The organism is Rugosimonospora acidiphila, from assembly GCF_039543385.1.
GTDB classification, from domain to species: Bacteria; Actinomycetota; Actinomycetes; order Mycobacteriales; family Micromonosporaceae; genus Rugosimonospora; species Rugosimonospora acidiphila.
Genome location: NZ_BAABJQ010000048.1, coordinates 1 through 26,487 on the forward strand (window position 1 = coordinate 1; position 26,487 = coordinate 26,487).

Here is a 26,487-nt window from a genome sequence, read left to right on the forward strand (position 1 = left end):
ATCGCGGCCGGCCCGACCAGGGACGTCACCGCCAACCTGTTCATGTGGAACTGGAGCTCGGTCGCCACCGAGTGCACCAGCGTCCTGGGCCCGGACGGCTACGCGGCGGTGCAGGTGGCGCCGCCCGAGGACACCCTCGACACCTCCGGCCACCCCTGGTGGGAGATCTACCAGCCGGTCGACTACCAGCTCAGCGGCCGGATGGGCAGCGAGGCCCAGTTCCAGTCGATGGTCACCACCTGCCACAACGCCGGCGTCAAGGTGTACGTCGACGCCGTCATCAACCACGCCGCCGCCCAGACCGGCCGCGGTACCAGCTACGGCGGTGTGCCCTACACCCCGTCGGTGTCGTACCCGGACTACACCGCCGCCGACTTCCACAACTACCCGAACGACTGCCCGGTCTCGTCCAACCAGATCTCCGACTGGAACAACTACCAGCAGGTCACCGAGTGCCAACTGTCCAACCTGCCCGACCTGCGCACCGAGACCACCAAGGTGCGCGGCACTCTGGCCGGCTACCTCAACAAGCTCATCGGGTACGGCGTGGACGGGTTCCGCGTCGACGCGGCCAAGCACCTCGGGCACGCCGACCTGGCCGCCATCGAGGCGCTGCTGGCCCCGGACAGGCTCACCGGCGCCCCGGTGTACATCACCCAGGAGGTCGCGCTCGGCGCCAGCAACGCCCAACTACAGCCGGCCTCCTTCGAGAACACCGGCAGCCTGCTCGGCTTCGACTACGCGGACGCCCTCAAGGCGCAGTTCACCGGCAGCATCGCCAATTTCGGCAACTTCGGCTCCTGGAGCCTGCTGCCCAGCGGGTACTCGTCGAGCTTCGTCAACAACCACGACACCGAACGCGACGGCTCCACCCTGAGCTACAAGGACGGCACCACCTACAACCTGGCCACCGAGTTCCTGCTCGCCTGGGGGTACGGCACCCCGCAGGTGTACTCCGGCTTCACCTTCAACGGTACGGACGACTCACCGCCATCCGGCGCCAACGGTTACGTCTCCAACACCACGTGCGGCAGCGGCTGGTACTGCACCGACCGGCTCACCGGCGTGGCCAATCTGGTCGCCTGGCACAACCTCGCGTTGGCCAACAACGACCCGGTCGCCAACTGGTACTCCGACGGCTCCAACCTCATCGCGTTCTCCCGCGGCTCCGACGCGTGGATCGCCATCAACAACGAGTCCTCGGCCGCGACCCGCACCTTCACCACCGGCCTGCCCGACGGCACCTACTGCGACCTCATCCACGGCAACGTCTCGGGCCCCTCGTGCTCCGGCCCGACCGTCGCGGTGTCCGGCGGGGTGGCCAGCGTCGGGGTCGCCGCCAAGGACGCGGTCGCCATCGACGTCAACACCCGCATCGGCGGCGCCCCGACCTCGCCACCGCCCACCGGCGGCTCCGGCGTCGGCGAGCGGTTCACCGTCACCGGCGCCCCGACCGCGGCCCCCATCTACCTGGTCGGCTCGATCGGCGCGCTGGGCAATTGGGCGCCGGCCTCCGCGATCCCGATGACGCGCTCGGGCTCCACCTGGAGCGTCACGGTCGACGGCCTGCCGGCCGGCACACGGGTGGAGTACAAGTACATCGAGCGGGACGCGGCCGGCACGGTCACCTGGGAGCCGGGCGGAAACCACGCGCTGACCACCGCCGCCTCCGGCTCGGCCTCGGTCACCGACACCTGGAACGGATCGACGGGCACGGACGCCATCACCTTCAACGAGTACAAGACGACCGTCCTCGGCCAGAACGTGTACCTGGTCGGGTCGATCCCCGCGCTGGGCAGCTGGAACACCGCCAGCGCGCTGCCGCTGTCCTCGGCCGGCTACCCGACCTGGAGCGTGATGGTGGCGCTGCCACCGAGCACCGCCATCGAGTACAAGTACATCGTCAGGGACGGCGGCGGCAACGTCACCTGGGAGAGCGGCGCCAACCGCACCTACACCACGCCGCCGAGCGGCGCGGCCACCATCAACGACACCTGGAAGTAGCCCGCGCACCGGCCGCCCGGCCACCGGTCGGGCGGCCACGCGTCGGGCGAGCAGCACCCGACGCCCGGCCGCGTCGCTCGACCGCGCCGTGTCCAGCACGAGCGTGGTGGAGCGGGGGCAGCGGCGCGGTCAGCGCGACCGTCGCGGTGTGGTTGCCGGCCGTCAGCCGGTGCGGCCGGATCCGCTCGACGAAATCGGTACATTGATTGACGGCCGTGACTCGAACGTCGCTCCGGGCCAGCCTCTCGGCCGCGCTGACGCCCGCGTACCCCGCCCCGACGATGACAACCTTTGTGCTCATTACCGCTCCCCGAGCTGACCCTTCTCCAGCCAGCACGGGTGGCCCCCAGGAATGTGGCGGCCACCAGTGCGGACGAGTACCGCGCTTTTCGGTCGGGATACCGTTTATACGAAATCGCGGATTGGTACGGCCTCGTGGTTGATGAGTTTAAAAATGCGCCGGTATTCGTCGACCTCGCCGGGTTCTTCTAGATAAAGCGCGCCGACGTGGGATTCCAGGTAGACGATGTCGGGATCGTCGACCTCCTCGAAGTCGAGGATGCGGAACGCGCCGGCCATGGCCGCGTGCGCGCCGACCGTCCAGGGCAGCACCTTGATCTCGAGGTTGGCGCGTTCGTCGAGCTGGCGCAGGTGCTCGATCTGCGCCCGGAGCACGGCCTCGCCACCGACCGGCCGGGTCAGCGCTCCCTGGCCGAGGATGGTGGTCAGCTCCGGGCCGCGGCCGAACAGCGTCTTCTGGCGCTGCAGGCGCAGCGTCACCTGGCGCTGGGCGTGCTCCTCGTCGCCGGGCTGCTCGGCGGTGAAGATGGCCCGCGCGTACTCCTCGGTCTGCAGCTCACCGGGGATGATTTCCCCGTCGTAGCTGTGGATGTGGCGGGCGCTGACCTCCAGGCCGACGAACAGTTTGAACCAGTCGGGGATGACCGGGTTCGTGTCCCACCACTCTTCTTGAGAGGTGCCGAGAGCGAGCTGGGCCAGCGCATCGGTCACGCTCTGGTCGGCGCCGTACAGCCAGCACAGGGCGCGCACGTTCGCGCCGCTCACCGGCACCTTGCCGGTCTCGATGCGATGCAGGGTTGGTTCGGACATGCCCAGCTTCGCCTCGGCGACCTCACGCCGGCTCTTGCCACTCGCCATGCGCAGGCGGGTCAGCCGTCGGCCCAGGGCCCGGCGGACGACACGCTGCCCGGTGACGGGCACTTTCCCACCCCCCTCATACGCTTGTCTTGACGACGGCGAATTTGAGAAACGGTACCTCAACGTTTCTGGCAACCGACAGTAGCCATTCGAGCAAACTCCGTTCGCACCCGTTCGCGCAGACCATCCGCCGGTACTCGTTAAGTCGCTCGTGACCTGCGCCAATAACCTCGCGGAAGGGTACCGCACAGGGGTTGGAAAAGGGGTGCGTCCGGTACGGGACCGAGTGCCGGCGTGCCGCTCTTACGGTGATAAGCGTCGATTGAGTGGCTTGTCGGTAATCAGCCGTTCGGGGCTATCCCGGGCGTGCTGCCGGGCCAGCGCGACCCGCCCCGGACCACCGCGCCGTCCATCACGGCTCGCCGGCCGCCACGGCTTGCCGGCCCCCGCGTCATGGCTTGCCGGCCTCCAGCGCGGCGACCGTCTCGGCCGCCAGCTGTAGCTCCTCGCGGGGCTCGACGACCAGCACCGCCACCGCCGCACCGGCGGGGCTCACTGGCCCGTCGTCGTCCCGGTTGCCGCGCTGCGGGGACGGCACCCCCAGCAGCGTCAGCCCGGCGCAGACGGCCTGACGCACCTCGGCCTGGTCCCAGCCGATCTCACCGGTGAACACCAGTGCGTCGAGCCGGTCGAGGCTGGCGGCGACGGCGGCGATCTCGCGGGCCACCCGGAAGGCGAACACCCGCAGGGCCAGGGCCGCGGCCGGATCGGTGCCGGCAGCGTCGACCAGATCCCGGGTGTCGTTGGACCGGCCCCCGGACAGGCCGAGCAGCCCCGACCGGTGGTTGAGCCCGTCCGCGAGCTCCGCCACGCTCAGCCGCGCGCCGCCGTCCGGCTCCGTACCCAGCAGCCACAGCAGCAGGCCCGGGTCCACCGCCCCGCTGCGGGTACCCATCGGGACGCCGTCCAGCGGCGTGAAGCCCATCGACGTGTCGAGGCTGCGGCCGGCCCGCACGGCACACACCGAGCACCCGCCGCCCAGGTGCGCCATGACCACCCGTAGCTGCTCCACCGGCCGGTCCATCAGCGCCGCCGCGCGTCGCAGCGCCCACGCGTAGGACAGCCCGTGGAAGCCGTACCGACGCAGGCCCCACCGCTGTCGCCAGGCCGCCGGCAGCGGGAAGGTCGCGGCGACCTCCGGGAGGTCGGCGTGGAACGCGGTGTCCGGGCAGACCACGTGCGGTACCCGGGGCAGCCGGGCGCGCAGGGTGTCCAGCAGGTCCAGGGCGGGCGGCACGTGCAGGGGAGCCAGCGCGCCGGCCGAGTCCAACCGGCCGCGCAGCCGGTCGTCGACCACGCTCGAGCGGCGCACCGCCTCTCCACCGTGTACCAGGCGGTGGCCCACCGCGTCGGGTGACCGCTGGTCGGCCAGGAACCGCGCGACCGCGTCGCGTGCCGCACCCGATCCCGGCGGTTCGACCGAGTCGAGCCGCTGCGCCTGGTTGCCGTCCTCGACGTACACCAGGTGCAGGCTGTGCGAGCCCGCGTTGACGGTGAGCACCCTCATCGGACCGGCCGGTTTCGTCCCACCGGGATTCAACGATCCACACTGCCGTCCGGCCCGCCCCGGCCGACCCTTTCCGGCCCGCCGCTGCGAGCGATCCGGGTCTATATTGACCGGATGGCGACGGGGTGGGGCGCGGACCCGCCGGACGAGCACCGGTCTGACGAACACCGGCCCGACGAGCACCGGTCTGACGAACACCGGCCCGAAGACGACGGCTTCATCGACCTGTCGGTCGAGCGCGGCGACGACCGGCCCGCCGCCCGGCGCCGATCCGTCCTGCCGGGCGTGCGGCGATCGCGACTGGCGGGCCTGGTCGCGATCGCCCTGGTCGTCGGTGGTTTGGCCGGATACCTGGTCGGTCTCCGGCAGGCCACCCTCCCCACCGCCGCGCCGTCGCCCTCCGCGTCGCCGCCGCAGCTGGCCGCCACCGGTGATCGGTGCGCCACGCAGATCGGCAACCAGCTGCAGCTGGGCATCGAGGTGGTCAACGAGTCGCGGGACAACCTCATGCTGCGGCAGGTCGCGCCGTACCTGCCGTTGGGCATGCTGCGGGAGGTCGACAGCGGATGGGGCGGCTGCGGCGATCTGTCGCCCCGGCCGAGCTCGATGCCGTATCTGCTCCAGCTCGGCGCCGCCACCTGGTTGACGGTCACGTTCGACGTGCTCGAATCGTGTCCGGGTGCGGCGCCGGTGGGCTTCCAGGTGTTCTACGAGCAGTCGGGTCGGGAGGGCGAACTGCAGTGGCTGGCCTTCCCGGACCTGGGCGACGTGAGCTACGGCCGCTGCTCGACAGGCCCCGGCTGAGCACCGCACGCCGCCTCGACCCGCACGCCGCCTCGACCCGCTGGGCGGCCCCGCCTCGCGGCCCCTGATGCTCGCCGGGTGACGGTCAGCCGGCGGGTTCGTCCGCGTGCTGCCGCGCCCGGTGGTCGGCCAGCACGTCGTCGCCGAAGTCGCTGTCCGGCCGGCGCAGCACGGTGTGTGCGTGGTTGCCCTCGTCGCTGGTGTTGTCGTACTCCAGCAGCAGGTCGGGGCCCTGTACCCGGTAGTAGTGCCGCTGGCCCGGGCGCAGCGGACCCTCCCAGGCGAAGTGCAGCTGGTCCCGGTCGAGCCGGGCCGCCTCGCGGGCGGCCAGCCGGTCCGGCAGCCGGCTCAGGTACAGGGCGACCAGCTGGTCGAGCACGGCGCGGGCGGTCGGGTCGAGTCGGGTCGCGGCGATGCCGGGCGGCCCGACCGGCGCGTCCACCCGGGGCCGCACCGAGCTGCGGATGTCGGCCGGCGCGTCGTCCGCCACGACCGCCTCCGCGCGGCCGGCCGGACCCATGGCGTCGAGCAGCTCCCTGGCCAGGTCCTCCTCGGGGGCCAGCGGGCGCACCAGGTCCCGCCCGGCGTAGCTGACCCGGGCCGGGTTCGCCCCGAAGAACACCGGGGCGGGGGAGACCTCGTCCCCGCGCACCGTCATGGTCACCGACAGGTGGTGCCCCTCGAAACGCCACGCCCACGGTCCCGCGCCCGCCGGCTCACCGAACACCGTCACCCAGTAGTCCTCGCTGTGCCGCCCGCGCGCCCAGCCCTCCCGCCGGTCCAGCACCTCCTCCAGCCCGACGATCGTGATCGCCTGCGCGTACGCGTGCGGGCTCAGGCCGGTGGCCAGCAGCCGGTGCGCGGCCTTGCGGGCGGTCGGGGACAGGTCCGACAGGCACGCGCCGGGGCGCGGTCGGGGCCGGTACTCGATCCAGCGGCGTGAGTCGTCGTCCTCGAACGGCAGGTGGGCCAGGCTCGTCGCCTGGTCGTCGAGCGCCGCCAGCAGCGCCGCGGCGGCGTCGCGCATCTGCGTCGCGCAGGAATCTTCGGCCATCGATCAGGTATACCCCGCCGGTCGCCGTCGCGTCCGTCCCGCGACCCTCGATCTTGGTGACCGCGCCCCGGCTCGCAAGGCGGAGTGCGGGCGGGATCGCGGGTCCGTCGCAGGCGGCCACCTCTTCACGTCACAGCGCTGAATCAACTGCCGCTTATCTCCTGAAATAGGCCTCGTACACGGCTTATGTCCGTATTATCAATGAAAATTACGTCTTTCAAGGTGCAGTAGAGGTGACATATGACAACGGTCCAACCGCGTCACGAGACGTTGGAGGCTCTTGCCGAGACCGGCTTCGCGATTCTCCGGCCGTTCGCCGGGAGGATCGACCCGAGTGAGTGGGAGGGTCTCACGTACCTGGACTGGCAGTCGGGCGGTGACACCAATTTCGCGGTGCTCGCCTCGGCTACCGGCGAGGACGATCCCCGCGGGTTCTGGGAGCACGGCAAGCCGGACAAGGCCGGCGTGTGGACCAAGAACGTGGAGGTTGCCCCGGCCCTGCGGAACTGGGTGACGTCGGTCGGCGCGCCCTACGGCCGGGTACGGGTGATCAAGCTGCAGCCCTCGACCGACCTGGCCTCGGTCACCGGGCGGTACCTGCACCAGGACGACAACAACCGGCTGAACCCCGAGGGCGCCGGGTGGGTGGTGCGGTCCTGGCTGAATCTCACCGACAACCCCGACAGCTACATGGTGCTGCGGGAGGAGCGCGACGACCCGTCGACCGAGCATCACATCCCGCTGCCGGCCGGCGCGCAGTTCGTGGTGGACACCGAACGGCTGTGGCACGCCGTGTACCACGTCGGCGACGCGCCGCGGTACGCCATGATCACCAGCTTCGAGTCGGGCCCCGCGCTGAAGGCATGGATGGACGCGAACGCGGCGTCCTGACCCTCGATCCGCCGGCCGGGCCGGTCGCGACACCGCGACCGGCCCGGCCGCGCGTCGGTGCCTTGACAGTTCTCGTCAAGTACTTGACGATGTGTGTCAAGTACTCAGGGAGGTCAGGGTGCCGCCGACCCGCGCGCAGCTCGTCGATCAGCTCCAACGGATCATCGAGATCAAGCTGCTCGATCCGTTGGAGATCCTGCTCGCCGCCGACCTCGACGCGGCCGACTCCGACGCCACCGCCCTCCACACGGCCGGTCCACGGGCCGGGGCCCGGGAGGGGGCCGGCGGCGTGGCGGACGAGCTGCGCGGGCTGCTGCGCGGTCGCGTCGACCGGTGGGCGTGGCAGATGACCGGCGACGACGATCGGGTCGCCGTCGGGGCGGTCATGCGGGTGATGTCGACGCTGTACCCGGGTGACGGGCCGTTCGATCCGCCGGTGCACTGGTGGTCTTCGCCGCTGGGTCAGGTGCTGGCGTACCGGGTTGGACACCCCGTCGCCGAGTCGGTGCCGTACCCGGTCGCGGGCGCGATGCTCGGCATCACCCGGCAGGGCGTGCATGACCTGATCGCGCGCGGCAAGCTGCGGCGCCACCCGGACGGTGGCGTCGTGCCGGCCTCCATCCGTGCCCGACTGCTCCAGCTCGAGGAAGGATCCCGCCGGCCATGACCGATTCGCTCACCACCGAGGACCTGCTGCTCACCACGCCCGAGGTGCCCATCGCCGCCCGCGACTTCGGCGGGGAGGGCCGCCCGCTGCTGCTCCTGCACGGCGGCGGCGGCAACCTCGCCACGATGACCACGCTCGCGGCGGCGCTGCGCCCCGGGTTCCGGGTGGTCGCCGTGGACCTGCGCGGGCACGGCCGCTCCGGCGACGGGCCGTGGAGCTGGGACGCGGTGCTCGCCGACCTGGCCGCGGCGTGCGACGAGCTCGGGCTGGTCCGACCGGCCGTGGCCGGCATGTCGCTGGGCGGGATGCTCGCCGCGTTGTGGGCGCACCGGCACCCCGAGTGCCCGGGCGCGGTCAGCCTGGACGGCAACCCGCCGCCCAGCCGCGCCGACCAGCTCTCCGGCATGCCCGCGGCCGAGGCCGAGGCCGAACTCCACCGGCTGCGCGAGCTGTTCACGGGCATGGCGACGGCGATGGCCCGCCCGATGGCGCCGGAGCAGGTCGACGCGGCGATCGAGTCCGCCCGGGCTGCGGCCCGCGGTCACGGCGGCGCGGCGGACGACTGGGTGGAGGGGTTCCGGCGCGGACTCGTCCAGCGGGACGACGGTACCGCCCTGCTGCGGCCGGACCCCACCCTCACCGAGCAGCTGCGGGTGGCCATGGAGTCGCTGGACCTGATCCCGGCGTACCGGCAGACCCGCTGCCCGCTGCTGCTCGTGCTCGCCACCGAGGACCTGCCGGAGCAGCGGCCGTTCCACGAGCTGTACGCGGCCTTCCGCCGCGGCGTCGCCGAGCGCATCGCCAGCGTCGCGGACAATCCGTGCCTGCGGGTCGTACCGCTGGCCGGCGCGAGCCACGCCATGGTCGCCGAGCGGCCCGGCGAGATCGCCGCCCTGATCACGGACTTCCTCGGCGAACGCTGAGCAGCGCGGGCCGCGCCGACTGGCCGGCGCGGCCCGCGCTGAACGATTCCGGGAGTTCAGCCGGCGGGGTTCACCGCGGTCGCGGCCGGTTGGCCGGTGCGCCGCGTCGCCCGGGGCAGGGACCGCACGGCGCGCAGTTCCAGCGCGAGCAGCGCGACCGCCGCCAACCCGAAGACCACGTGGCTGACCGGAGTGATGATCGGCCCGTCGCCCATGATCGGCTGCTCGAGGAAGCCGTTCCACGCGTAGGTGAGCAGCGCGCCGCCGGCCAGCGCCATCCGGTGCCAACCGTTCCAGCCCGGCCGCCGCGACCAGGCCCGCACCGCGAGCACCGTGGCGAGCGCGCCGGCGGCGAAGACGGCCGGCCCGATCCAGGTCGGCAGGTGCCGGATGGACATGAAGACGAAGCCGGCGGCCAGGGCGGCCACGAACATGATCCGGGCCGGCGGCGCGGCCGGGCGATCGGCGATGGGAGCGCCGGCCGCGGTGGTGTCACCGGTCGGGGTGGGTACGGTCTCGACCCGGGGCAACCGCAGCGCCACCACCACGAGGGCGACGGCCACCGCTACCACCACGGCCAGCGCCGGCCACGGCGCGACGAAGTGGTCGGTGGCGTACGAGGTGGCGAAGGTGGCCACGGACCCGATCACGAACAGCACCGTGGCCACGGTCAGGCCCGGCGTGCGCAGCCACGGGCTGGTACGCCGGTTCGCCGTCAGCTCCTCGGTCAGCGCGATCGGCACGCTGATGCTCCAGACCGTGTGCAGGGTCAGCACGAACAGCGTCCACGGCACCGCGATCCCCAGCGCGGGAATGAACCCGTGATCGAGCAGGTGCGCGTCGGCGTAGTCGGGGTCGAACAGCGACTGCGTGGTAATGCCCTCCTCGAACACCCCGTAGGCCAGGGCCAGCAGGACGATGCTCGGCCAGCCGCGACCGCTGCGGCGCACCACCTCGCGGATCAGCAGGGCCCCGCCGCCGTACATCGGCGCCAGCAGCAGGAGCCCGTACAGGAAGGCGAGCGTGAAGTCGCCCAGCAGGTACTCGGCGACGAGTGGGGACAAGAAGAACAGCAGGATGGCGGGTGCGATCCGTCGCATCGGGTTTCCCTTCGGGCGTGATCTGACCACCTCACTGTCCCGCCGGCACCCCCGCCGACGTCAGTGTCATCGATCCGGACCTGCCCGGTACGAATGTCCTGCCAATCGCGGACATCGCCGCTGACCCCCGCTCGCGGCGGCGGGGCGGGCGCTGCCCACGCGCCCGCCCCTCACGCGGGTCACCCGCAGGCGGTTGCGTTGACCGTGAAGCCGGTCGGCGTCGCGTTCGCGCCCGTCCACGAGCCGTTGAAGCCCAGCGACGTGCTCCCGCCGGCCGGGATCGTGCCGTTGTAGCTCACGTTGGTGACCGTGACCTGGGCACCGTTCTGGGTGAAGTTGCCGTTCCAGCCCTGGGTTACCTTCTGCCCGTTGGTGAAGGTCCACCGCAGCGTCCAGCCGTTGATCGGGCTCGACCCGGTGTCGCTGATGGTCACGTTGGTCGTGAAGCCCACGTTCCACTGGCTGGTCACCTGGTACGTCACGTGGCACCCGCCGGACGCGGGCGGTGCCGTGGTGGGAGGTGCGGTGGTGGGCGGGGTCGTGGTGGGCGGTGCGGTCGTCGGGCGCGACGAGCTCGGCGGGGAGGCCGGCCCGCCGAGGGCGGCGGCGATCGTGTCGTACAGCGGCTTCTTGGCCAGGTTCGCGTTCCACGGCAGGGCGGCGCCCTGGCCGGAGAAGACGCTGGGGATCCACGAGTACTTGTCGGTGTAGTCCCACAACGTGATGCCCACGCACCGGCTGACGGCCAGGCACGCCTTGATCACATTGGTGTAGTACGTCGCCTGGGTGGTGTCCTGCGCGGCCGTCTCGGACAGCGGCATGCGCACGTCCAGCTCGGTGATCGCGACATCCACCCGAGGTCGGCGAACCGCTGCAGGTTCTGCTGCAGGTTCGCCGGAGAGCCGTACTGGGTGGCGAGGTGCCCCTGGAAGCCCACGCCGTCGATCGGTACGCCCTGCGCCTTCAGTGACGAGACGAGGTCGCATCGTCCTATAGCGGTCCGCGCCGCGCGCCGGCCGGCCGGATCCGGAGGGCGAATGCCGGGCCGGGCAGCGGGCCGGCCCGCCGCTCAGTCCGAGGGGTGGCGGCGGCGCCGGTGCGCATCGAGCCGCTCGGCGTACTCGGCGTCGAAGTCGTCAGGGACCGGGCGGGCGGCGATCAGCACCACCACGCCGCACTCCGGGCACGCTCTGATCTCCCACATCGGATCGTCGTCCCCGGCCGGTTCCATCTCCACGCCGGTCACGTGCCGGCCGGTACCCCTCGCCGGCAGCCCTCAAACCCGCCGGCCCGGGTGGGCCGGCGGGTCTGCTGGTCGGGCGTGGCGGCCCTAGGTGCTGGTGCAGGTCAGGCCGCTGACCGTGCCCGGCGTGCCGCTGGCCAGGAATCCGAACGACGTTGACCCACCGGCCGAAAGCGCGCCGTTGTAGCCGATGTTGGCCACGCTGACGTTCCCGCCGCTACCGCTCAGCGTGCCGTTCCAGATCTGGGATATGGACTCCCCATTGGCGAAGGTCCAGGTCACGGTCCAGCTCCTGATCGCGGCGGAGCCCGCGGTCACCGTCACGTTGGCCTGGAAGTTGCCCGGCCATGAGCTGGTGACCTGGTACGTGGCCTGGCAGCCGGCACCACCGGTCGGCGGCGGGGTCGGCGTCCGGCTCGGCGACGGCGACGGTGAGGACGTCGTCCGGCTCGGGGTTGGCGAGACCGTGCGGCTCGGCGATGGCGACGGTGAGGACGTCGTCCGGCTCGGGGTCGGTGAGACCGTGCGGGTCGGGGTCGGGGTCGGCGAGCCGCTGCCCGGTCCCATGCCGGTCACCTGGCCGTTGCCGCCGTCGAAGACCACGTCGGAGCAGCCGTAGAAGGTCTCGGTGCTGTCCGAACGCTGCCAGACCGAGTAGATGAGGTGCCGGCCGGTCTTCTGCGGCAGCGTGCCCGTCCAGTAGTAGTACGAGTTGACGCTGCCCGGGTCGCCGATCGACGGCGGGTCGGGCGCCGAGGAGAACGGCGTCGTCTCGAAGTCGTCCCAGCTCAGCGGGGCGCTCTGGTCCCAGCCGTCCTTGGTGATGTAGAGGCGGAACGTGCCCGGGTGGGCCGCCCACTTGTTGTACTGGAACTGGATGGTCGCCCCCGAGGTGAGGTGGGTGATCGGCCAGTCCAGGCGGTTCAGGTCGAACCCGGAGAAGTCGAAGTTCGTCGCGCCGGCGCTGCACAGCTTGCCGTCGGGGATGAAGCCGGCCATCCGGCCCGACCCGTCCGAGCGCAGCACGGCGAACCAGTTGTACAGCCCGGTGGTGCCGCTCTGCGCGATCGCCGCGGCGCAGGCCGGGTTGTTGGGGATGATCTGGCCGGTCGAGGTCAGCCCGTCCTCGTAGCACAGCCAGGTGCGGCTGCCGGGGATCTGCAGTGCGCCGTGCGCGTTGGCCGGCATGGCCAGCGCGACCACGGTGCCCGCCGCCGCCAGGCCGAGCGCGGCGGCGGCCCCGAGCAGTTTGTATCGGAGTCGGAGTCTCACGGGAGTGCCTTCCTGTCGCTTGACCCATGAACGGGAAAGCGAGCCAGGTTGTCCCACGGCGGATCGACCCGACGCGGCTATCGAGGGGAGAGAAGACAGCTCGACGGCGGCGGGCGGTCCGCCCAACCTGGTCGCCAGCGCGAGACCCCAAGCCGCAAGGCATTGATATATAACCATGAATGCGATCCGGGTGGCAAGCCACCGCCCGGAGCTCAGCCGCCCGGAGCGATGATTCCGTACTCGTGGATCTTCCGGTAGATCGTCGCCCGGGAGATGCCCAGCGACTCGGCGGCCTTGACCTTGCTGCCGTCGAAGTCCAGCAGGCTGCGCACGATCGCGTCGCGCTCCATCGATTCCAGCGGGCTGAGCAGCCGGCGGCTGACCGTCCAGCACTCGGGCGGCAGGTCGTGCGGGTGGATGGCGCCGGTGCGCCGGTGCCGCACCACCCAGCGCAGCACCCGCCACAATTGCGCCGTGTTCCCCGGCCAGCTGGAGCGCAGCAGGAACTGCATCGCCTCGGTGGAGCAGACCAGCCGGCCGTCCGGGTTGAGCTTGGACAGGAACAGCGGTACCAGGTCGTGCAGGTCCTCGATGTGATGGCGCAGCGGCGGGAGCTCGACCGTACCCGGGAAGAACCGCAGCAGCTCGGCGAGGTCGTCGTCCCGGGGCGCCTCGGTCAGCGTGACGGCCACCCACAGCGCACGCGCCCGCCCCGCCGCCCGGGCCCGCTCGGCCTCGGCCGCCAGCACCCGCAGCGTCCCCGGCTGCAGCCGGTCCACGTGACGCACGATCAGGGCGCCCTCGCCGTCCTGCAGCTCGCGGCGGGCGCCGGCCAGCCAGCCGTCCTCGGTGCCGGCCTGCTCGGCGTCCAGCACTCGGATCCGGCCCGCCGGCCGGCGGCGCTGGTGCACCGCCCGGACCACGGCCAGCTTGCCCGCCCCCGGCTCGCTGGTCAGCGCCAGCCACTCCCCGGTGTCGTAGGCCGCCTCCACCTGGTGGCACGCGCGCAGCCAGAGCGGTGCCGAGCCCACCAGCCCGGGCACGATCGCCAGGCTCGCCGCCCCGCCGGCATCCACCGCCTGCCGGCCGCCGGCCTCGATCAGCTTGACGTGCACGACGCCGCCGGCCGGCCGCCCCCCGGCCAGCACGGGCCGGCAGTACATCCGCGCGGTCAGGCCGGTGGGCAGCTCGACCCGCACGGTACGCGGCGCGGCGTCGGCCAGCGATTCGTTCGCCCGGGCGAGCAGCACGGACTGGTCGGCCGGGTCGAGCAGCCGCCGCGCGTGCTCGTTCATCATCACCGTGTCGTTGTTGACCGCGAAGACGATGCCCGCGGTGCGCCGGCAGGTGCGCAGATACTCCTGGAGCAGCCCGAACTCCCGCATCCGGCTGTCCGTGAGCAGCGCCATCCGGATCTGGTCGGCGGTGGTCTTGGCGAGCGCGACCAGCAGCGGGCCGGCGTCGCGGCGCCAGCAGGTCAGGTCCACCGCGCCGACCGTCCGACCGGAGATCGGGTGCTGGATGGGCACACCCGCGCAGGCGAGATCCTCCAGGTGCTCGGCGTAGTGCTCGTGCCCGAACACGTGCATCGGCCGGCCACCCTCCAGGGCGGTACCGATGCCGTTGGTGCCCACGAACTCCTCGGCGTAGCTGAAGCCGGGGGCGAGGCGCACGCTGTCGAGGTGCCGGTCGAGGTCACGATCGGCGCTGAGCCGGCTGAGCACCATTCCCGACGGATCGGTCAGGATGATGCTGATCGGCTGGCCGTCCAGGTGTTCGCGCAGGTGCCGGAGCACCGGCATCGCGCTGCGGAACAGCGGGGTCTCGAGGTCGGGGTCGCGGACGTAGGACAGGTCGATGCGGTCGGCGGCCACGTTCCACCGCCGGGACCGCCACCACGATGCCAGGATCGTGTCGCGCACCTGGTCGGGCTCGAACGCGTCGGCGGTCAGGAACCGCTCCCGGGTCCTCGCCAGCCGGTCCCCCTCGGTCGGATCGTGGTGACGTGCCTTGGGCGACATCGGGTCCCCCCGCCTCCCGGACCGCTCGCGCCGGCGTGGGCCGCCGGCCGGCGGTGAAAGGTTTCGTCGTGGTTACAACATAGGCGCGGGGCCGGCCGGACGTGTCTCATGTTGAGACCGCCAACGTGCCATTTACGCCGTCTGATGCCTGCACACGGTCATGACATGCCGAGCCGGAACCGCCACGGACAGGAGCGCCGCGATGGATCAGCCGGAGAGCTACAACCCGTGGAGCGTCGTCAACGTGGTCTTTCACCACCTGGCGGCGCAGGGCCTGCACCCGGTGCTCGGCGAGACCGGTGACCCCGGCGTGCCGGCGGCGCAGCTGTTGCGGGCGCTGGGAATCGAGCCCGCGGCCGAGGGGGATCGCCGGGTATCCGCGAACGTGCAGCGACAGCTCGCCGAGGTGCGGGCCGCGATGTTCGGCGAGCGGTGAGCGTCTCGGCGAGCGGTAAGCGTCTCGGCGAGCGGCGAGCGTTCGGCCGGCGGGGCGACGGGACCGTCTCATGATGAGATCCGAGCCGGCGTCACCACGCGGTGTGATTTCAGCGTACGAGGGCCGGCCCGGCCGGATGCCGGCGGCGCGGCACAACGCGATCGCGGCTGAGGACGGGTGAGCCTCAGCCGACCCGAGCGACGGGTGAGGAGTGACCATGAGCCGTCAGAGCGTTGCGAAGGCTCACCAGAAGATCCAGGAGCTGTCCTGGGAGCCGATCTACCACGAGCCGGTATCGCAGTACGGGACCGACTACACCTTCCAGAAGGCGCAGAAGAAGGACCCGCTCAAGCAGGTCCTGCGCTCCTACTTCCCGATGCAGGAGGAGAAGGACCACCGGGTCTACGGCGCGTCGGACGGCGCGATCCGCGGCAACATGTTCCGCCAGGTGCAGGAGCGCTGGCTGGAGTGGCAGAAGCTGTTCCTGAGCATCATCCCGCTGCCGGAGATCTCGGCCGCGCGGGCGATGCCGTTGCTGTTCCGCACGGTACCCAATCCCGAACTGCACAACGGCCAGGCGATCCAGATGATCGACGAGGTACGGCACTCGACGATCCAGCAGAACCTCAAGCGCCTGTACATGAACAACTACATCGACCCGGCCGGTTTCAACTCGAGCCTGCGCAACTTCCAGAACGACTACTGCGGCACGATCGGCCGGCAGTTCGCCGAGGGGTTCATCACCGGCGACGCGATCACCGCCGCGAGCATCTACCTGACCATCGTGGCCGAGACGGCGTTCACCAACACGCTGTTCGTGGCCATGCCGGCCGAGGCCGCCGCCAACGGCGACTACCTGCTGCCGACGGTGTTCCACTCGGTGCAGTCCGACGAGTCCCGGCACATCAGCAACGGGTACGCGACTCTGCTCATGGCGCTGTCCGACGAGAGCAACCACCAGTTGCTGGAGCGCGACCTGCGCTACGCATGGTGGAACAACCACCGGGTGGTGGACGCGGCGATCGGCACCTTCATCGAGTACGGCACCAAGGACCGGCGCAAGGACCGGGAGAGCTACGCCGAGATGTGGCGGCGGTGGATCTACGACGACTACTACCGCAGCTACCTGGTGCCGCTGGAGAAGTACGGCCTGGTGATCCCGCACGACCTCATCGAGGAGGCGTGGAACCAGATCTGGAACAAGGGCTACGTGCACGAGGTGGCGCAGTTCTTCTCCACCGGCTGGCTGGCCAACTACTGGCGGATCGACCCGATGACCGACAAGGATTTCGAGTGGTTCGAGTACAAGTACCCGGGTTGGTACGACAGGTACGGTAAGTGGTGGGAGAACTACAACCGGCTGTCCCGGCCCAACGGACACCACCCGATCGTGGCCGAGGACGTGGACTACCAGTACCCGCAGCGGTGCTGGACCTGCATGGTGCCCTGCCTGGTGCGGGAGGACATGGTCATCGACGAGGTAGACGGCCACGTGCGCACCTACTGCCACGAGGCCTGCCGGTGGACCGACACCGTGGCGTTCCGGCCGACCTATCAGGGCCGGTCCACCCCCAACATGGGTCAGCTCATCGGCGCCCGGGAGTGGGAGACGCTCTACCACGGCTGGAACTGGGCCGACGTGGTCACCGACATGGGATACGTGCGCGACGACGGCAAGACCCTGGTCGCGCAGCCGCACCTGGACCTCGACCCGAAGAAGATGTGGACGCTGGACCACCTGCGCCGCATGCCGCCGCTACAGAGCCCGAACGTCCTGCTCAACGAGATGTCGCCGGAAGAGCGCGCCGCGTACCACGCGAACTACGTGCGCGGCGGCCCGGCCGGGCGCTACGCCCGCACCGAGGACTGAGGGGCCCGGAGGCCGACCCGGGACAGGGTCGCGGCCCGCGCGGTCGCGGCCCTGTCGCACCCGGATACGCCGCGCGTGATCCGCGAGGGGAGCCAGTCAGCCATGGCAGACAAGCATGTCGTGCGGTTCGAGCCGGTCGGCATCGAGATCGAGGTCGACGAGCGGCAGACGGTCCTGCGGGCCGCCGCCGAGCAGGGCATCATGCTCATGCACGGCTGCAAGGAGGGCCAGTGCGCCTCCTGCAAGTCGTTCGTCCTCGACGGTGACGACATCGAGCTGGACAGGTACTCCACCTTCGCGTTGCCCGACTACGAGAAGGAGGAGGGCTTCACCCTGCTCTGCCGGGCGCACGTCTACGAGGACGTGACGATCGAACTGCTCAACTACGACGAGGAAATGATCCGCTCGGGGCTGCCGATCCAGCAGGCGGTGGCCGAGGTGGTCGCGATCCGGCCGGTCACCCATGACCTGCGTCACCTCGTGCTGCGGCTGGTCGAGCCCCGGGAGATCAAGTTCTTCCCCGGGCAGTACGTCGACATCGTCGTGCCCGGCTCGGCGGCCAGCCGCTCGTTCTCGATGGCCAACACGTCCAGCCGGGGCAGCGGCGAGCTGGAGTTCGTCATCAAGGTGTACCCGGACGGGCTGTTCTCGCACTTCCTGGACGCCCGGCTGGCCGTGGGCGACCGGCTGGAGCTGACCGGCCCGTTCGGCGTGTTCACCCTGCGCGACAGCGAGGCCGACCTGGTCTTCGTCGGCGGGGGCGCCGGGATGGCGCCGATCCTGTCCCTGCTGCGCTCGATGGCCGAGCGGGGCCTCCGCCGGCGCGCCACCTTCTACTACGGCGCGAGGACCCGGCGGGACCTGTGCTTCGAGGACGAACTGCGTGCCCTGGAACGGACGCTGCCCGGCTTCCGGTACGTGCCGGCGCTGTCCGAGCCGGCCGAGGGCGACGGTTGGACCGGCGAGACGGGCCTGATCACTGACGTGGTCAAGCGCCACGAGAGCGACCTGTCCCGCGCCCACGCGTACCTGTGCGGGCCACCGCCCATGGTGGAGGCGGCGATGCCGCTGCTGACCGCGCTCGGCGTGGCGGGCAAGCACATCTACTACGACAAGTTCACCACCACCGGTACGACAGAGGTTGGGGGACAGACCCGATGACAACCGCGCAAGAGCAGAGCGTGCCGAAGCAACGCAGCCTGCCGCAGCCCGTCTTCACCGACGCCGAGGCCGGGGCCAAGGAGTTCCCGGACTCGACCTCGCGCCGGTTCAACTACTTCACCCCGGCCAAGCGCAAGCAGACCCACTACGAGGATGTGACGGTCGAGGTCCAGCCCGATCCGCGGCACTACCTCGCCCAGGGCTGGCTGTACGGGTTCGCCGACGGCCGGGGCGGCTACCCGCTGGACTGGACGGCCTGCAAGGCCTGGGGATCGGACCGCCCGGAGCCCAAGCGCTTCCCGGGCTCCGGCGGCCGGGGCTACGACTGGCCGGCGCACGGCTGGCACGAGTTCCGCGACCCCAACGAGGAGTGGGAGCTCAGCCTGTACCGGTACAACTCCAACGTCGTCCGGCAGGTGACCCAGAACGTCGAGAACGCCCGGCAGGCCAAGGCGTTCGAGCAGTGGAACCCGAACTGGGTGCGCTTTGTGGAGCGCAACGTCGGCGCCTGGATGCACGTCGACCACGGGCTTGGCCTGTACCTGTTCGCCAACGCCAACCGCCGCGCGCCCACCAACATGCACAACAACGCGATCTCGGTCAACAGCATGCACCGCATCCGCGCCGCCCAGGACCTCGCCCTGTACAACCTGACGCTGTCGGAGGAGATCGACGGCTTCGACGGCGTGGCGCACCTCGACGCCTGGAACAACGACCCGATCTGGCAGGGGGTCCGCGACGCGGCCGAGGGGCTGACCGCCACCGACGACTGGTGCGAGGCCATCTTCGCCGCGAACGTGGTGTTCGAGCCGCTGGTCGGCGAGCTGTTCCGCAGCCACCTGGTGCAGCACTCGGCGCCCCGCAACGGCGACTTCGTCACGCCGACCATCATCGGCGCGGAAGAGTACGACTACGCCGAGCGGGACCTGCGCTACACCACGGCGATGTTCGAGCTGCTGACCCGGGACCGCGAGTTTGCCGACCACAACAAGGCGCTGATGGCGGGCTGGCTGTCGGCCTGGATACCGCGCTGTATCGCCGCGGCGCGCAAGCTCCAGCCGCTGTGGTCGCAGCCGGACGCCAAGCCGCCGCGCTTCGAGGACGCGCTGGACGCGGCCAAGAGCAGGCTGGCGGGCGTCCTGTCCGACCTGGAGCTGACGACACCGAAGGAGCTTTCGCAGTGACCACGTTCACGATCGCCGAGAGTCCGTTCAAGTCGGACAACACGGCGTCCAACCGGTGCGGCTTCACCCTGATGAACAACCAGGTCGGCGTCGTGGTCGCCGACGTCATGCGCGACAAGCCGAATGTGACCGTGCTGCCGCTTCCGTCGATGATCCGGGTCGACGCGATCGGCCGGATGGACATCGTCTACGACGAGATCTCCGAGGCGCTGGGCGAGGAGCCCGGCTACTTCGACGCCGCGGAGTTCGAGGAGAACATGTCGACCCACTACGGCCGCATGATCCACGAAGACGACCGGACCATCATGTTCGCCAATCCGGAGGACGCGGCCGAGTACCTCGGATTCGACCTGACGGCGGGGTAAGGGAGGACCAGTGTACGAGAAGGACGGCGAGAAGTACTTCGTGGTCGACAGCCACATGCACTACTGGAACGCGGCCCCGGACAACTGGGTGCCCGGCGCCGAGCAGTACGCCAAGGGCTGGATCGAGTGCTTCCACGCGTACCAGGCGCTCGGGCCCGCCGAGACGCACTGGCCGATCGAGAAGTTCCAGAAGTACACCGAGGACGACCTCATGCGCGACGTGTTCGACGAGGGACACGTGGACGTGGCGGTCTTCCAGCCGACGTACCTCAAGGAGTGGTACCGGGAGGGCTTCAACACCACCGAGCGGAATGCCGCGCTGGGCGAGAAGTACCCGGGCAGGTTCATCGCCAACACGCGGTGGGATCCGCGCGAGGGCGACGACGGGCTCAGGGCGCTGGCGGCCAACGTGGAGCGCCATGGTTCCAAGGGAGTCAAGCTCTACACCGCCGAGTGGCGGGACGGCTCCCGGGGCTGGACCCTGAAGGACCCCGAGGCGTACCGGTACCTGGACGCCTGCCGGGAGTTGGGCGTCACGAACATCCACGTACACAAGGGCCCGACCATCTGGCCGCTGGACAAGGACGCCTTCGATGTGTCCGATGTGGACCACGCGGCGACCGATTTCCCGGAGCTGAACTTCATCGTCGAGCACGTGGGCCTGCCGCGCATCGAGGACTTCTGCTTCATGGCCACCCAGGAGCCCAACGTGTACGCGGGCCTGTCCGTGGTGATCGGCGGCCTCATGCACGCCCGGCCGAAGTTCTTCGCGAAGGTCATGGGAGAGCTGCTGTTCTGGGTCGGCGAGGACAAGATGACCTTCGGCAGCGACTACGGGATCTGGGAACCCAAGTGGCAGATCGAGGGCTTCGTCGACTGGGACTACCCGAGCGACGAGTTCTCCGACTATCCGAGGGTCACCACGGCCACCAAGAAGAAGATCCTCGGCCTGAACGCGGCCCGGCTGTACGGCATCGAGGTACCGGCGGAGTGCCGGCTGGACGCCGGCGCCGGCGTGCCGGCTCAGCGCGACGCCGCCGCGCTGGTCGACCAGGCATGACAACTGTGGCAATGGTGCTCGCCGCCCTGGAGACGGTGCGCGATCCGGAGCTGGACGAGCCCATCACGGCGCTCGGCTTCGTTCGGGCGTGCACCGTCTCCGCGGACGGCGACGCGAGCGTGCGGCTGCGGCTGCCCACCTACTTCTGCGCGCCCAACTTCGCCTTCCTCATGGTGGCCGACGCGTACGACGCGGTCTGCGCCGTGGAAGGGGTACGCCGCACCGAGGTGGTGCTGGAGGACCACTTCGCCGCCGATGCCATCAACGGCGGGGTGGCCGCGCGGGCCGGGTTCGCCCGGTCGTTTGAGGGTCAGGCCCGGGGGGAACTCGACGAGCTACGCGCCGGCTTCCTGCGCAAGGCGGTGCTCGCCGGCACCGACCAGGTGTGCCGGCCGCTGGTCCGGGCCGGGTCGACGCCGGAGCGGCTGGCCGAGCTGACTCTCGGCGAGGCACCCGCCGGCCGCGCGCTCGACCGGCTGCGCCGCCGCCGCGCCGAGCTTGGCCTGCCGGCCGGCGACGACGCGCCGCTGCTGATCGAGCCGGCCACCGGGCTACCGGTCGGGGCCGGCCAGGTGCCGCTGCACCTGCGCCGGGCGCACACCACCCGGGTCGGCGTCGAGGCGAACACCGGCATCTGCCGGGGCATGCTCCGGCACAGGTACGCCGACCGAGGGCAAGGCGAGGAGGAGCTATGAGGGCAGTCCGGCTGCACGGGTACCACCAGCAACCGGTGGTGGAGCAGGTGCCGGAGCCGACCGCCACCGGGCCACTCGACGTGGTGGTGAAGGTCGGCGGTGCCGGGGTGTGCCGCACCGACCTGCACATCGTCGAGGGCCAGTGGGAGGCCGCGATGCACCCACCGCTGCCGTACACGATCGGGCACGAGAACGCCGGCTGGGTACACGAGGTCGGGCCGGCCGTCACCAACGTCGCGGTCGGCGACACGGTCATCCTGCACCCCACCCCGACCTGCGGGCTGTGCCGGGCCTGCCGGGCCGGGCAGGACATGCACTGCGTCAACAGCTCGTTCCCGGGGCTGTCCGGCGACGGCGGGATGGCCGAGTACCTGCTCACGTCGGCCCGGGCCTGCGTCCGGCTCGACCCGCAGACCCGCCCGCAGGACGTGGCCGCGCTGGCCGACGCCGGCATCACCGCCTACCACGCGGTGCGCAAGGCCGTCCCGCTGCTCTATCCGGGGACCACCTGCGTGCTCATCGGCGCGGGCGGGCTCGGACACATCGGCATCCAGTGCCTGGCCGCGCTGACCGCGACCACCATCGTCGTGGTGGACCGCAACGCCGAGGCGCTCAAGCTCGCCGCGCGGCTGGGCGCGCACCACACGGTGCTGGCCGATGGCGGGCAGCTCGACGCCGTCCTGTCGCTCACCGGTGGCGCCGGCGCCGAGGTGGTCCTCGACTTCGTCGCCGAGCAGGGCGCCGAGCAGGACGGGTTCGCGATGACCGCCCGGGCCGGCTCCTACTTCGTGATCGGGTACGGCGGCACGGTACACATCCCGACGCTGGACATCATCTCCACCGAGCGCAACGTGGTCGGCAACATCGTCGGCACCTACACCGAGCTCGCCGAGCTCATGGTCCTGGCCCAGGCCGGGAAGGTCACCCTGCACACCAGGACCTACCCGCTGGACGCCGCCCTCGACGCGCTCGCCGATCTGGACGCCGGACGGGTGCGCGGCCGCGCCATCCTCGTCCCCTGATCGCGCGGTCCTGCGCGGTTCCGTAGTCCCCGCTGACACCCAACCTCGTGAGGAGTCCCGATGGCCAAGGAACTACGTTTCGGAGCGCAGGCCCGCGGCCTGCTGATGGCCGGTGTCGACCAGCTGGCCGAGGCGGTCAAGTCGACGCTCGGCCCCAAGGGGCGCAACGTCGTCCTAGAGAAGATCACCGGGTCGCCGGTGGTCACCAACGACGGCGTGACCATCGCCCGGGAGATCTATCTCAGGAACCAGTTCGAGAACATGGGCGCCCAGCTGGTCAAGGAAGCCGCCATCAAGACCAACGACATCGTCGGCGACGGCACCACCACGGCCACCGTGATCGCCCAGGCGATCGTGCGTGAGGGCATGGCGGCGATCGACTCCGGGGCCAACCCGGTGCTGGTCAAGCGGGGCATCGACCTGGCCGTCGCCCGGCTGGTCGAGCACCTGCGCCAGGTGGCGCACCCGGTCGTGACCGAGGAGGACTACGCCCGGGTGGCGGCCATCTCCGCCAACGACGACGACACGGTCGGCACGGTGATCGCCAGGGCGCTGTACACGGTGGGCGACGGCGGCGTCGTGACGGTGGAGGAGTCGGCCGCGCACGGGATGAGCGTCGACTTCGTGGAGGGCTTCCAGTTCGACAACGGGTACCTGTCGCCCTACCTGGTGACCAACCCGGCCACCCTCGAGGCGGTGGTGGACGACCCGTACATCCTGATGTGCAGCGAGAAGATCACCAAAGTGCAGCAGCTGATGCCGCTGCTCGACAAGATCATGAGGGCCCCCCGGCCACTGGTCATCATCGCCGAGAACGTCGAAGGCACCGCCCTGAGCATGCTGGTACACAACCACGTCAACCGCACCTTCCAGTGCGTCGCCGTGCGCGCGCCCGGCTTCGGCGACCGCCGGCTGCACAAGCTGGAGGACATCGCCGCGCTGGTCGGCGGGGCGGTGTACAGCCGGCAGTGCGGCTTCACCCTGGAGACGATGACCATCGACCAGCTCGGCCGGGCCGACCAGGTGCGGGTCACCGCCGACCGCACCGCCATCGTCGGCGGCGCCGGCTCCTCCGACGGCGTGCTGTTCCGCCTCGACCAGCTGCGCGCCGAGCTGGGCCGGGCCACCTTCGGCGTGGACGAGGACGTGCTGACCGAGCGGATCGGCTCGCTGTCCGGCAGGGTGGCGGTCATCCGGGTCGGCGCGCCCACCGACGCCGAGCTCAAGGAGCTGCAGCACCGGGTCGAGGACGCGCTGTCCGCCACCCGGGCCGCGATGGCCGAGGGCATCGTCGCCGGTGGCGGCGCGGCGCTGCTGCACGCCGAGGGTGCGCTGTCCGACCTGCAGGTCAAGGACGACAACGCGGTGGGCGTCGAGATCGTGCGGCGGGTGCTGACCGAGCCGGCGTACCTGATCGCCACCAACGCCGGGTACTCCGGGCAGGAGGTCGTCGCCCAGATCGTCGGGCGCGGCCCGGACGACGGTTTCGACGCCCTGCAGGGTCGCTACGGCAACATGATCGAGATGGGCATCGTCGACCCGCTGCGGGTGGCCCGCTCGGCGCTGCAGAACGGCGCCTCCGTGGCGGGGCTGCTGCTCACCACGAACACCCTGATCGCCGAGGAGCAGACGCCGTGGGGTGGCAGCCCGGCGCTGATGACCGAGTACGGCGCGCTCGACGAGGGGCTGCACCAGCCCTCGCCCGACTCCAGCACGCCACAGTCGCTCGGGCTCGGCCCGTCGATCGGCTGAGGGCGTGGTTCCGCGCACCGGAGAGTCCGCGCTGTGGGTGCGGGTCGCCGGTCGGGCATCCGTCGACCCGGGTGTCCGACCGGCGTCCGGCGGTCCGGACGCCCGTCCGGGGGCCGGCGGCTCACCTGTCGGGCCCGGGCCCGGTGGCGCACGTGCCCGTCCACGGGCCGGGGAGGCGCCACTGGACCTGGGCGAACTGCGCTCGCGGGGTCGGGTGCGCGGGGTGGTGGCGCTGCTCGGGCCGGCGTTCGTCGCCGCGGTGGCCTACGTCGACCCGGGCAACTTCGCCACCAACGTCACCGCCGGTGCCCGGTACGGGTACGCGCTGGCCTGGGTCATCGTGGCCGCGAACCTGATGGCCATGCTGGTGCAGTACCTGTCCGCCAAGGCCGGCCTGGCCACCGGTCGCGACCTGCCGGAGCTGTGCCGCGAGCACCTGCCCCGGCCAGTCGTCCGGGGACTGTGGGTCCAGGCGGAGCTGATCGCCATGGCCACCGACCTGGCCGAGTTCGTCGGCGCGGCGATCGGGCTCAACCTGCTGTTCGGCGTGCCGCTGTTCCCCGCCGGCCTGATGACCGCGGTGGTCGCCTTCGCGATCCTCGGCCTGCAGCAGCGGTACGGGCGACGCCGGTTCGAGCTGGCCATCGGCGCGCTGCTCGGCATCGTGTTCCTCGGCTTCGCGTACGACCTGGTGACGGTCGGGGCGGATCCACCCGGCGTCGGTGCCGGCCTGGTCCCGGGCTTCCCGGGCGGCAGCCTGCCGCTGGTGGCCGGGGTCATCGGGGCGACCGTGATGCCGCACGTGGTGTACCTGCACTCGGCCCTGACCAAGTCCCGGGTCGCCTGCCGCGACGAGGCGCAGCGCCGCGAGCTGCTGCGCTTCCAGCGGCTGGACGTGCTGGTCGGGCTGGGGGTCGCGGGGCTGATCAACCTGGCCATGCTGTGCATCGCGGCGTCCCTGTTCCACCGCTCGGGCATGGCACACGTCGACTCGATCGAGGCCGCGCACGCCGGGCTCGGCCGGCTGGTCGGCGGCGGCGCGGCGCTGGCGTTCTCGGTGGCGCTGCTCGCCTCGGGCCTGTCCTCCTCGAGCGTGGGCACGTACGCGGGGCAGGTGGTCATGCAGGGCTTCGTGCGCCGTCGCATCCCACTGCCCGTCCGGCGCGGGCTGACCATGCTGCCCGCGCTGGTGGTACTCGGCCTGGGGCTACCGGCCACGGCCAGCCTGGTCGTCTCGCAGGTGGTGCTGTCCTTCGGCATCCCGTTCGCGCTGGTGCCGCTGCTGCTGCTGACCCGCCGCGCGGACGTGATGGGCCGGCTCGCCAACCGCCCGCTCACCACTGCGGTCACCGGCGGCATCGCGGCGGTCATCATCGTGCTGAACGGGTACCTGCTCTACGCGACGCTCGCCGCCGTAATTGGCGGATAAGGTGTCGGTCTTCGCCGATTCCGGTCAACCGTGGCTAGAATTTCGCCTGTGCCAGCCTCCGGCCTTTACCGAGCGTTCGTGTCGCTGGAGTTGGCGCTGGGCGTGGCCACCTTCGTCGGGCTCCGCCTGATCCGCGCGCCCTACGGGCGGTACGCGCGGGGCGGCTGGGGCCCGACGATCCCGGCCCGGCTGGGCTGGCTGCTCATGGAGAGCCCCGCCGCACTGGTGTTCGCCATCGTGTACGTGCTCGGCGACCACCGGGCCGACCCGGTACCCCTCGTCCTGCTCGCCGGCTGGGAGCTGCACTACCTGTACCGGGCCTTCGTGTACCCCTGGCGGCTGCGCGGTGGCACCCGGATGCCGGTGAGCGTGGCGTCCATGGCAGTCGTGTTCAACCTGCTCAACGCCTCGATCAACGCGCGCTGGGTCTCCCAGGCGGGCCGGTACCCGCTCGGCTGGCTGGCCGATCCCCGGTTCCTCGCCGGTGCCGTGCTGTTCGGCGTCGGGCTGGCGCTCAATCTCAGCGCCGACCGCACGCTGCGCCGGCTGCGCGGGCCGGGGGAGAGCGGCTACAAGGTGCCGCGCGGCGGCGCGTACCGCTGGGTGTCGTGCCCCAACTACCTCGGCGAGATCGTGGAGTGGAGCGGCTGGGCGCTGGCCACCTGGGCCCTGCCGGGCGTGGCGTTCGCGGTCTACACGGCGGCGAACCTGGTTCCCCGCGCGTTGGACCACCACGATTGGTACCGGCAGCGGTTCGTCGACTACCCGCCGACCCGGCGGGCTCTCATTCCCTACGTCCTTTAGGGGGG

Annotated in this window: 25 protein-coding genes and 1 pseudogene; 16 read left to right on the forward strand and 10 right to left on the reverse strand. The window is 71.1% G+C overall.

Going from position 1 to position 26,487, the window contains the following annotated elements; all coding sequences use genetic code 11:
• Positions 1 to 2,004, forward strand: a 2,004-nt coding sequence (locus ABEA87_RS40025) for a carbohydrate-binding module family 20 domain-containing protein (protein ID WP_345638866.1), incomplete at its 5' end; no start/stop codon positions are given.
• On the opposite strand, the gene ABEA87_RS42825 is transcribed toward ABEA87_RS40025, so the two are convergent.
• From ABEA87_RS42825 to ABEA87_RS40035, 3 genes are all read right to left on the reverse strand, one after another.
• The gene (locus ABEA87_RS42825; protein ID WP_425571039.1) at positions 1,985 to 2,305 is read right to left on the reverse strand and encodes an FAD-dependent oxidoreductase; all 321 of its coding nucleotides are present in this window, start codon (positions 2,303 to 2,305) and stop codon (positions 1,985 to 1,987) included. The two genes, ABEA87_RS40025 and ABEA87_RS42825, sit on opposite strands and share 20 nt — an antisense overlap.
• 104 nt (positions 2,306 to 2,409) lie before the next feature.
• A complete protein-coding gene (locus ABEA87_RS40030; RefSeq protein WP_345638868.1) occupies positions 2,410 to 3,225 on the reverse strand; it encodes a helix-turn-helix domain-containing protein in 816 nt (271 codons plus the stop codon).
• 388 nt (positions 3,226 to 3,613) lie between these two features.
• A complete protein-coding gene (locus ABEA87_RS40035; RefSeq protein WP_345638871.1) occupies positions 3,614 to 4,729 on the reverse strand; it encodes an acetate/propionate family kinase in 1,116 nt (371 codons plus the stop codon).
• Between the two features lie 114 nt (positions 4,730 to 4,843).
• On the opposite strand from ABEA87_RS40035, the gene ABEA87_RS40040 reads away from it, so the two are divergent.
• Positions 4,844 to 5,533 carry a hypothetical protein gene (locus ABEA87_RS40040; RefSeq protein WP_345638873.1) on the forward strand — a complete coding sequence of 230 codons (690 nt, stop codon included), beginning with the start codon at positions 4,844 to 4,846 and terminating at the stop codon, positions 5,531 to 5,533.
• Between the two features lie 85 nt (positions 5,534 to 5,618).
• Here the strand turns inward: ABEA87_RS40040 and ABEA87_RS40045 are convergent, their stop codons facing one another.
• On the reverse strand, positions 5,619 to 6,587 hold the full coding sequence (locus ABEA87_RS40045; protein ID WP_345638875.1) for a DUF3500 domain-containing protein: 969 nt from the start codon (positions 6,585 to 6,587) through the stop codon (positions 5,619 to 5,621).
• Between the two features lie 240 nt (positions 6,588 to 6,827).
• Between ABEA87_RS40045 and ABEA87_RS40050 the strand changes: the two genes are divergently transcribed.
• From ABEA87_RS40050 to ABEA87_RS40060, 3 genes are all read left to right on the forward strand, one after another.
• Entirely contained in the window at positions 6,828 to 7,478 is a 651-nt protein-coding gene (locus ABEA87_RS40050; RefSeq protein WP_345638877.1) for a hypothetical protein, read from the forward strand.
• A 118-nt stretch (positions 7,479 to 7,596) separates the two neighbouring features.
• Positions 7,597 to 8,145 carry a hypothetical protein gene (locus ABEA87_RS40055; protein WP_345638879.1) on the forward strand — a complete coding sequence of 183 codons (549 nt, stop codon included), beginning with the start codon at positions 7,597 to 7,599 and terminating at the stop codon, positions 8,143 to 8,145.
• The gene (locus ABEA87_RS40060) at positions 8,142 to 9,068 is read left to right on the forward strand and encodes an alpha/beta fold hydrolase (RefSeq protein WP_345638880.1); all 927 of its coding nucleotides are present in this window, start codon (positions 8,142 to 8,144) and stop codon (positions 9,066 to 9,068) included. Before ABEA87_RS40055 ends, ABEA87_RS40060 begins: the two co-directional genes overlap by 4 nt.
• Positions 9,069 to 9,124: 56 nt before the next feature.
• Here the strand turns inward: ABEA87_RS40060 and ABEA87_RS40065 are convergent, their stop codons facing one another.
• The 6 genes and pseudogenes from ABEA87_RS40065 to ABEA87_RS40090 all read right to left on the reverse strand — a co-directional run bounded on the left by ABEA87_RS40065 (position 9,125) and on the right by ABEA87_RS40090 (position 14,704).
• Positions 9,125 to 10,168: a hypothetical protein gene (locus ABEA87_RS40065; protein ID WP_345638882.1), complete on the reverse strand. Its 1,044-nt coding sequence runs from the start codon at positions 10,166 to 10,168 to the stop codon at positions 9,125 to 9,127.
• A 179-nt stretch (positions 10,169 to 10,347) separates the two neighbouring features.
• Entirely contained in the window at positions 10,348 to 10,650 is a 303-nt protein-coding gene (locus ABEA87_RS40070; protein ID WP_345638937.1) for a cellulose binding domain-containing protein, read from the reverse strand.
• A gap of 180 nt (positions 10,651 to 10,830) precedes the next feature.
• Positions 10,831 to 11,105 (reverse strand): annotated as a pseudogene (locus ABEA87_RS40075) (endo-1,4-beta-xylanase); the annotation flags it as partial.
• Positions 11,106 to 11,237: 132 nt separating this feature from the next.
• Complete coding sequence (locus ABEA87_RS40080; RefSeq protein ID WP_345638883.1) at positions 11,238 to 11,414, reverse strand: P-loop NTPase family protein; 177 nt, start codon at positions 11,412 to 11,414, stop codon at positions 11,238 to 11,240.
• A gap of 84 nt (positions 11,415 to 11,498) precedes the next feature.
• Positions 11,499 to 12,683: a lytic polysaccharide monooxygenase gene (locus tag ABEA87_RS40085; RefSeq protein ID WP_345638885.1), complete on the reverse strand. Its 1,185-nt coding sequence runs from the start codon at positions 12,681 to 12,683 to the stop codon at positions 11,499 to 11,501.
• A gap of 212 nt (positions 12,684 to 12,895) precedes the next feature.
• Entirely contained in the window at positions 12,896 to 14,704 is a 1,809-nt protein-coding gene (locus ABEA87_RS40090; protein WP_345638887.1) for a sigma-54-dependent Fis family transcriptional regulator, read from the reverse strand.
• A 202-nt stretch (positions 14,705 to 14,906) separates the two neighbouring features.
• Here ABEA87_RS40090 and ABEA87_RS40095 point away from each other — a divergent pair, with 202 nt between their 5' ends.
• From ABEA87_RS40095 to ABEA87_RS40145, 11 genes are all read left to right on the forward strand, one after another.
• The gene (locus tag ABEA87_RS40095; protein ID WP_345638889.1) at positions 14,907 to 15,140 is read left to right on the forward strand and encodes a hypothetical protein; all 234 of its coding nucleotides are present in this window, start codon (positions 14,907 to 14,909) and stop codon (positions 15,138 to 15,140) included.
• Positions 15,141 to 15,357: 217 nt separating this feature from the next.
• Positions 15,358 to 17,010 (forward strand): ferritin family protein, encoded by a 1,653-nt coding sequence (locus ABEA87_RS40100; RefSeq protein ID WP_345638890.1) that lies wholly within the window; start codon positions 15,358 to 15,360, stop codon positions 17,008 to 17,010.
• Between the two features lie 102 nt (positions 17,011 to 17,112).
• A complete protein-coding gene (locus ABEA87_RS40105; RefSeq protein ID WP_345638892.1) occupies positions 17,113 to 18,171 on the forward strand; it encodes an NADH:ubiquinone reductase (Na(+)-transporting) subunit F in 1,059 nt (352 codons plus the stop codon).
• Positions 18,168 to 19,355 carry a ferritin family protein gene (locus tag ABEA87_RS40110; protein ID WP_345638893.1) on the forward strand — a complete coding sequence of 396 codons (1,188 nt, stop codon included), beginning with the start codon at positions 18,168 to 18,170 and terminating at the stop codon, positions 19,353 to 19,355. The genes ABEA87_RS40105 and ABEA87_RS40110 overlap by 4 nt, the downstream gene beginning before the upstream one ends.
• Positions 19,352 to 19,720: a propane 2-monooxygenase effector subunit MimD gene (mimD, locus tag ABEA87_RS40115; RefSeq protein ID WP_345638895.1), complete on the forward strand. Its 369-nt coding sequence runs from the start codon at positions 19,352 to 19,354 to the stop codon at positions 19,718 to 19,720. The genes ABEA87_RS40110 and mimD overlap by 4 nt, the downstream gene beginning before the upstream one ends.
• Positions 19,721 to 19,730: 10 nt before the next feature.
• Complete coding sequence (locus ABEA87_RS40120; protein WP_345638897.1) at positions 19,731 to 20,780, forward strand: amidohydrolase family protein; 1,050 nt, start codon at positions 19,731 to 19,733, stop codon at positions 20,778 to 20,780.
• Entirely contained in the window at positions 20,777 to 21,475 is a 699-nt protein-coding gene (locus ABEA87_RS40125; protein ID WP_345638899.1) for an iron-sulfur cluster assembly protein, read from the forward strand. The genes ABEA87_RS40120 and ABEA87_RS40125 overlap by 4 nt, the downstream gene beginning before the upstream one ends.
• Positions 21,472 to 22,497 carry an NAD(P)-dependent alcohol dehydrogenase gene (locus ABEA87_RS40130; RefSeq protein ID WP_345638901.1) on the forward strand — a complete coding sequence of 342 codons (1,026 nt, stop codon included), beginning with the start codon at positions 21,472 to 21,474 and terminating at the stop codon, positions 22,495 to 22,497. The genes ABEA87_RS40125 and ABEA87_RS40130 overlap by 4 nt, the downstream gene beginning before the upstream one ends.
• 60 nt (positions 22,498 to 22,557) lie before the next feature.
• Positions 22,558 to 24,249, forward strand: a complete 1,692-nt coding sequence (gene groL, locus ABEA87_RS40135; protein WP_345638902.1) for a chaperonin GroEL — start codon at positions 22,558 to 22,560, stop codon at positions 24,247 to 24,249.
• Between the two features lie 4 nt (positions 24,250 to 24,253).
• Positions 24,254 to 25,678 (forward strand): Nramp family divalent metal transporter, encoded by a 1,425-nt coding sequence (locus tag ABEA87_RS40140; protein WP_345638903.1) that lies wholly within the window; start codon positions 24,254 to 24,256, stop codon positions 25,676 to 25,678.
• Between the two features lie 48 nt (positions 25,679 to 25,726).
• Complete coding sequence (locus ABEA87_RS40145; protein WP_345638905.1) at positions 25,727 to 26,482, forward strand: DUF1295 domain-containing protein; 756 nt, start codon at positions 25,727 to 25,729, stop codon at positions 26,480 to 26,482.
• The last annotated feature ends 5 nt before the right edge of the window (positions 26,483 to 26,487 follow it).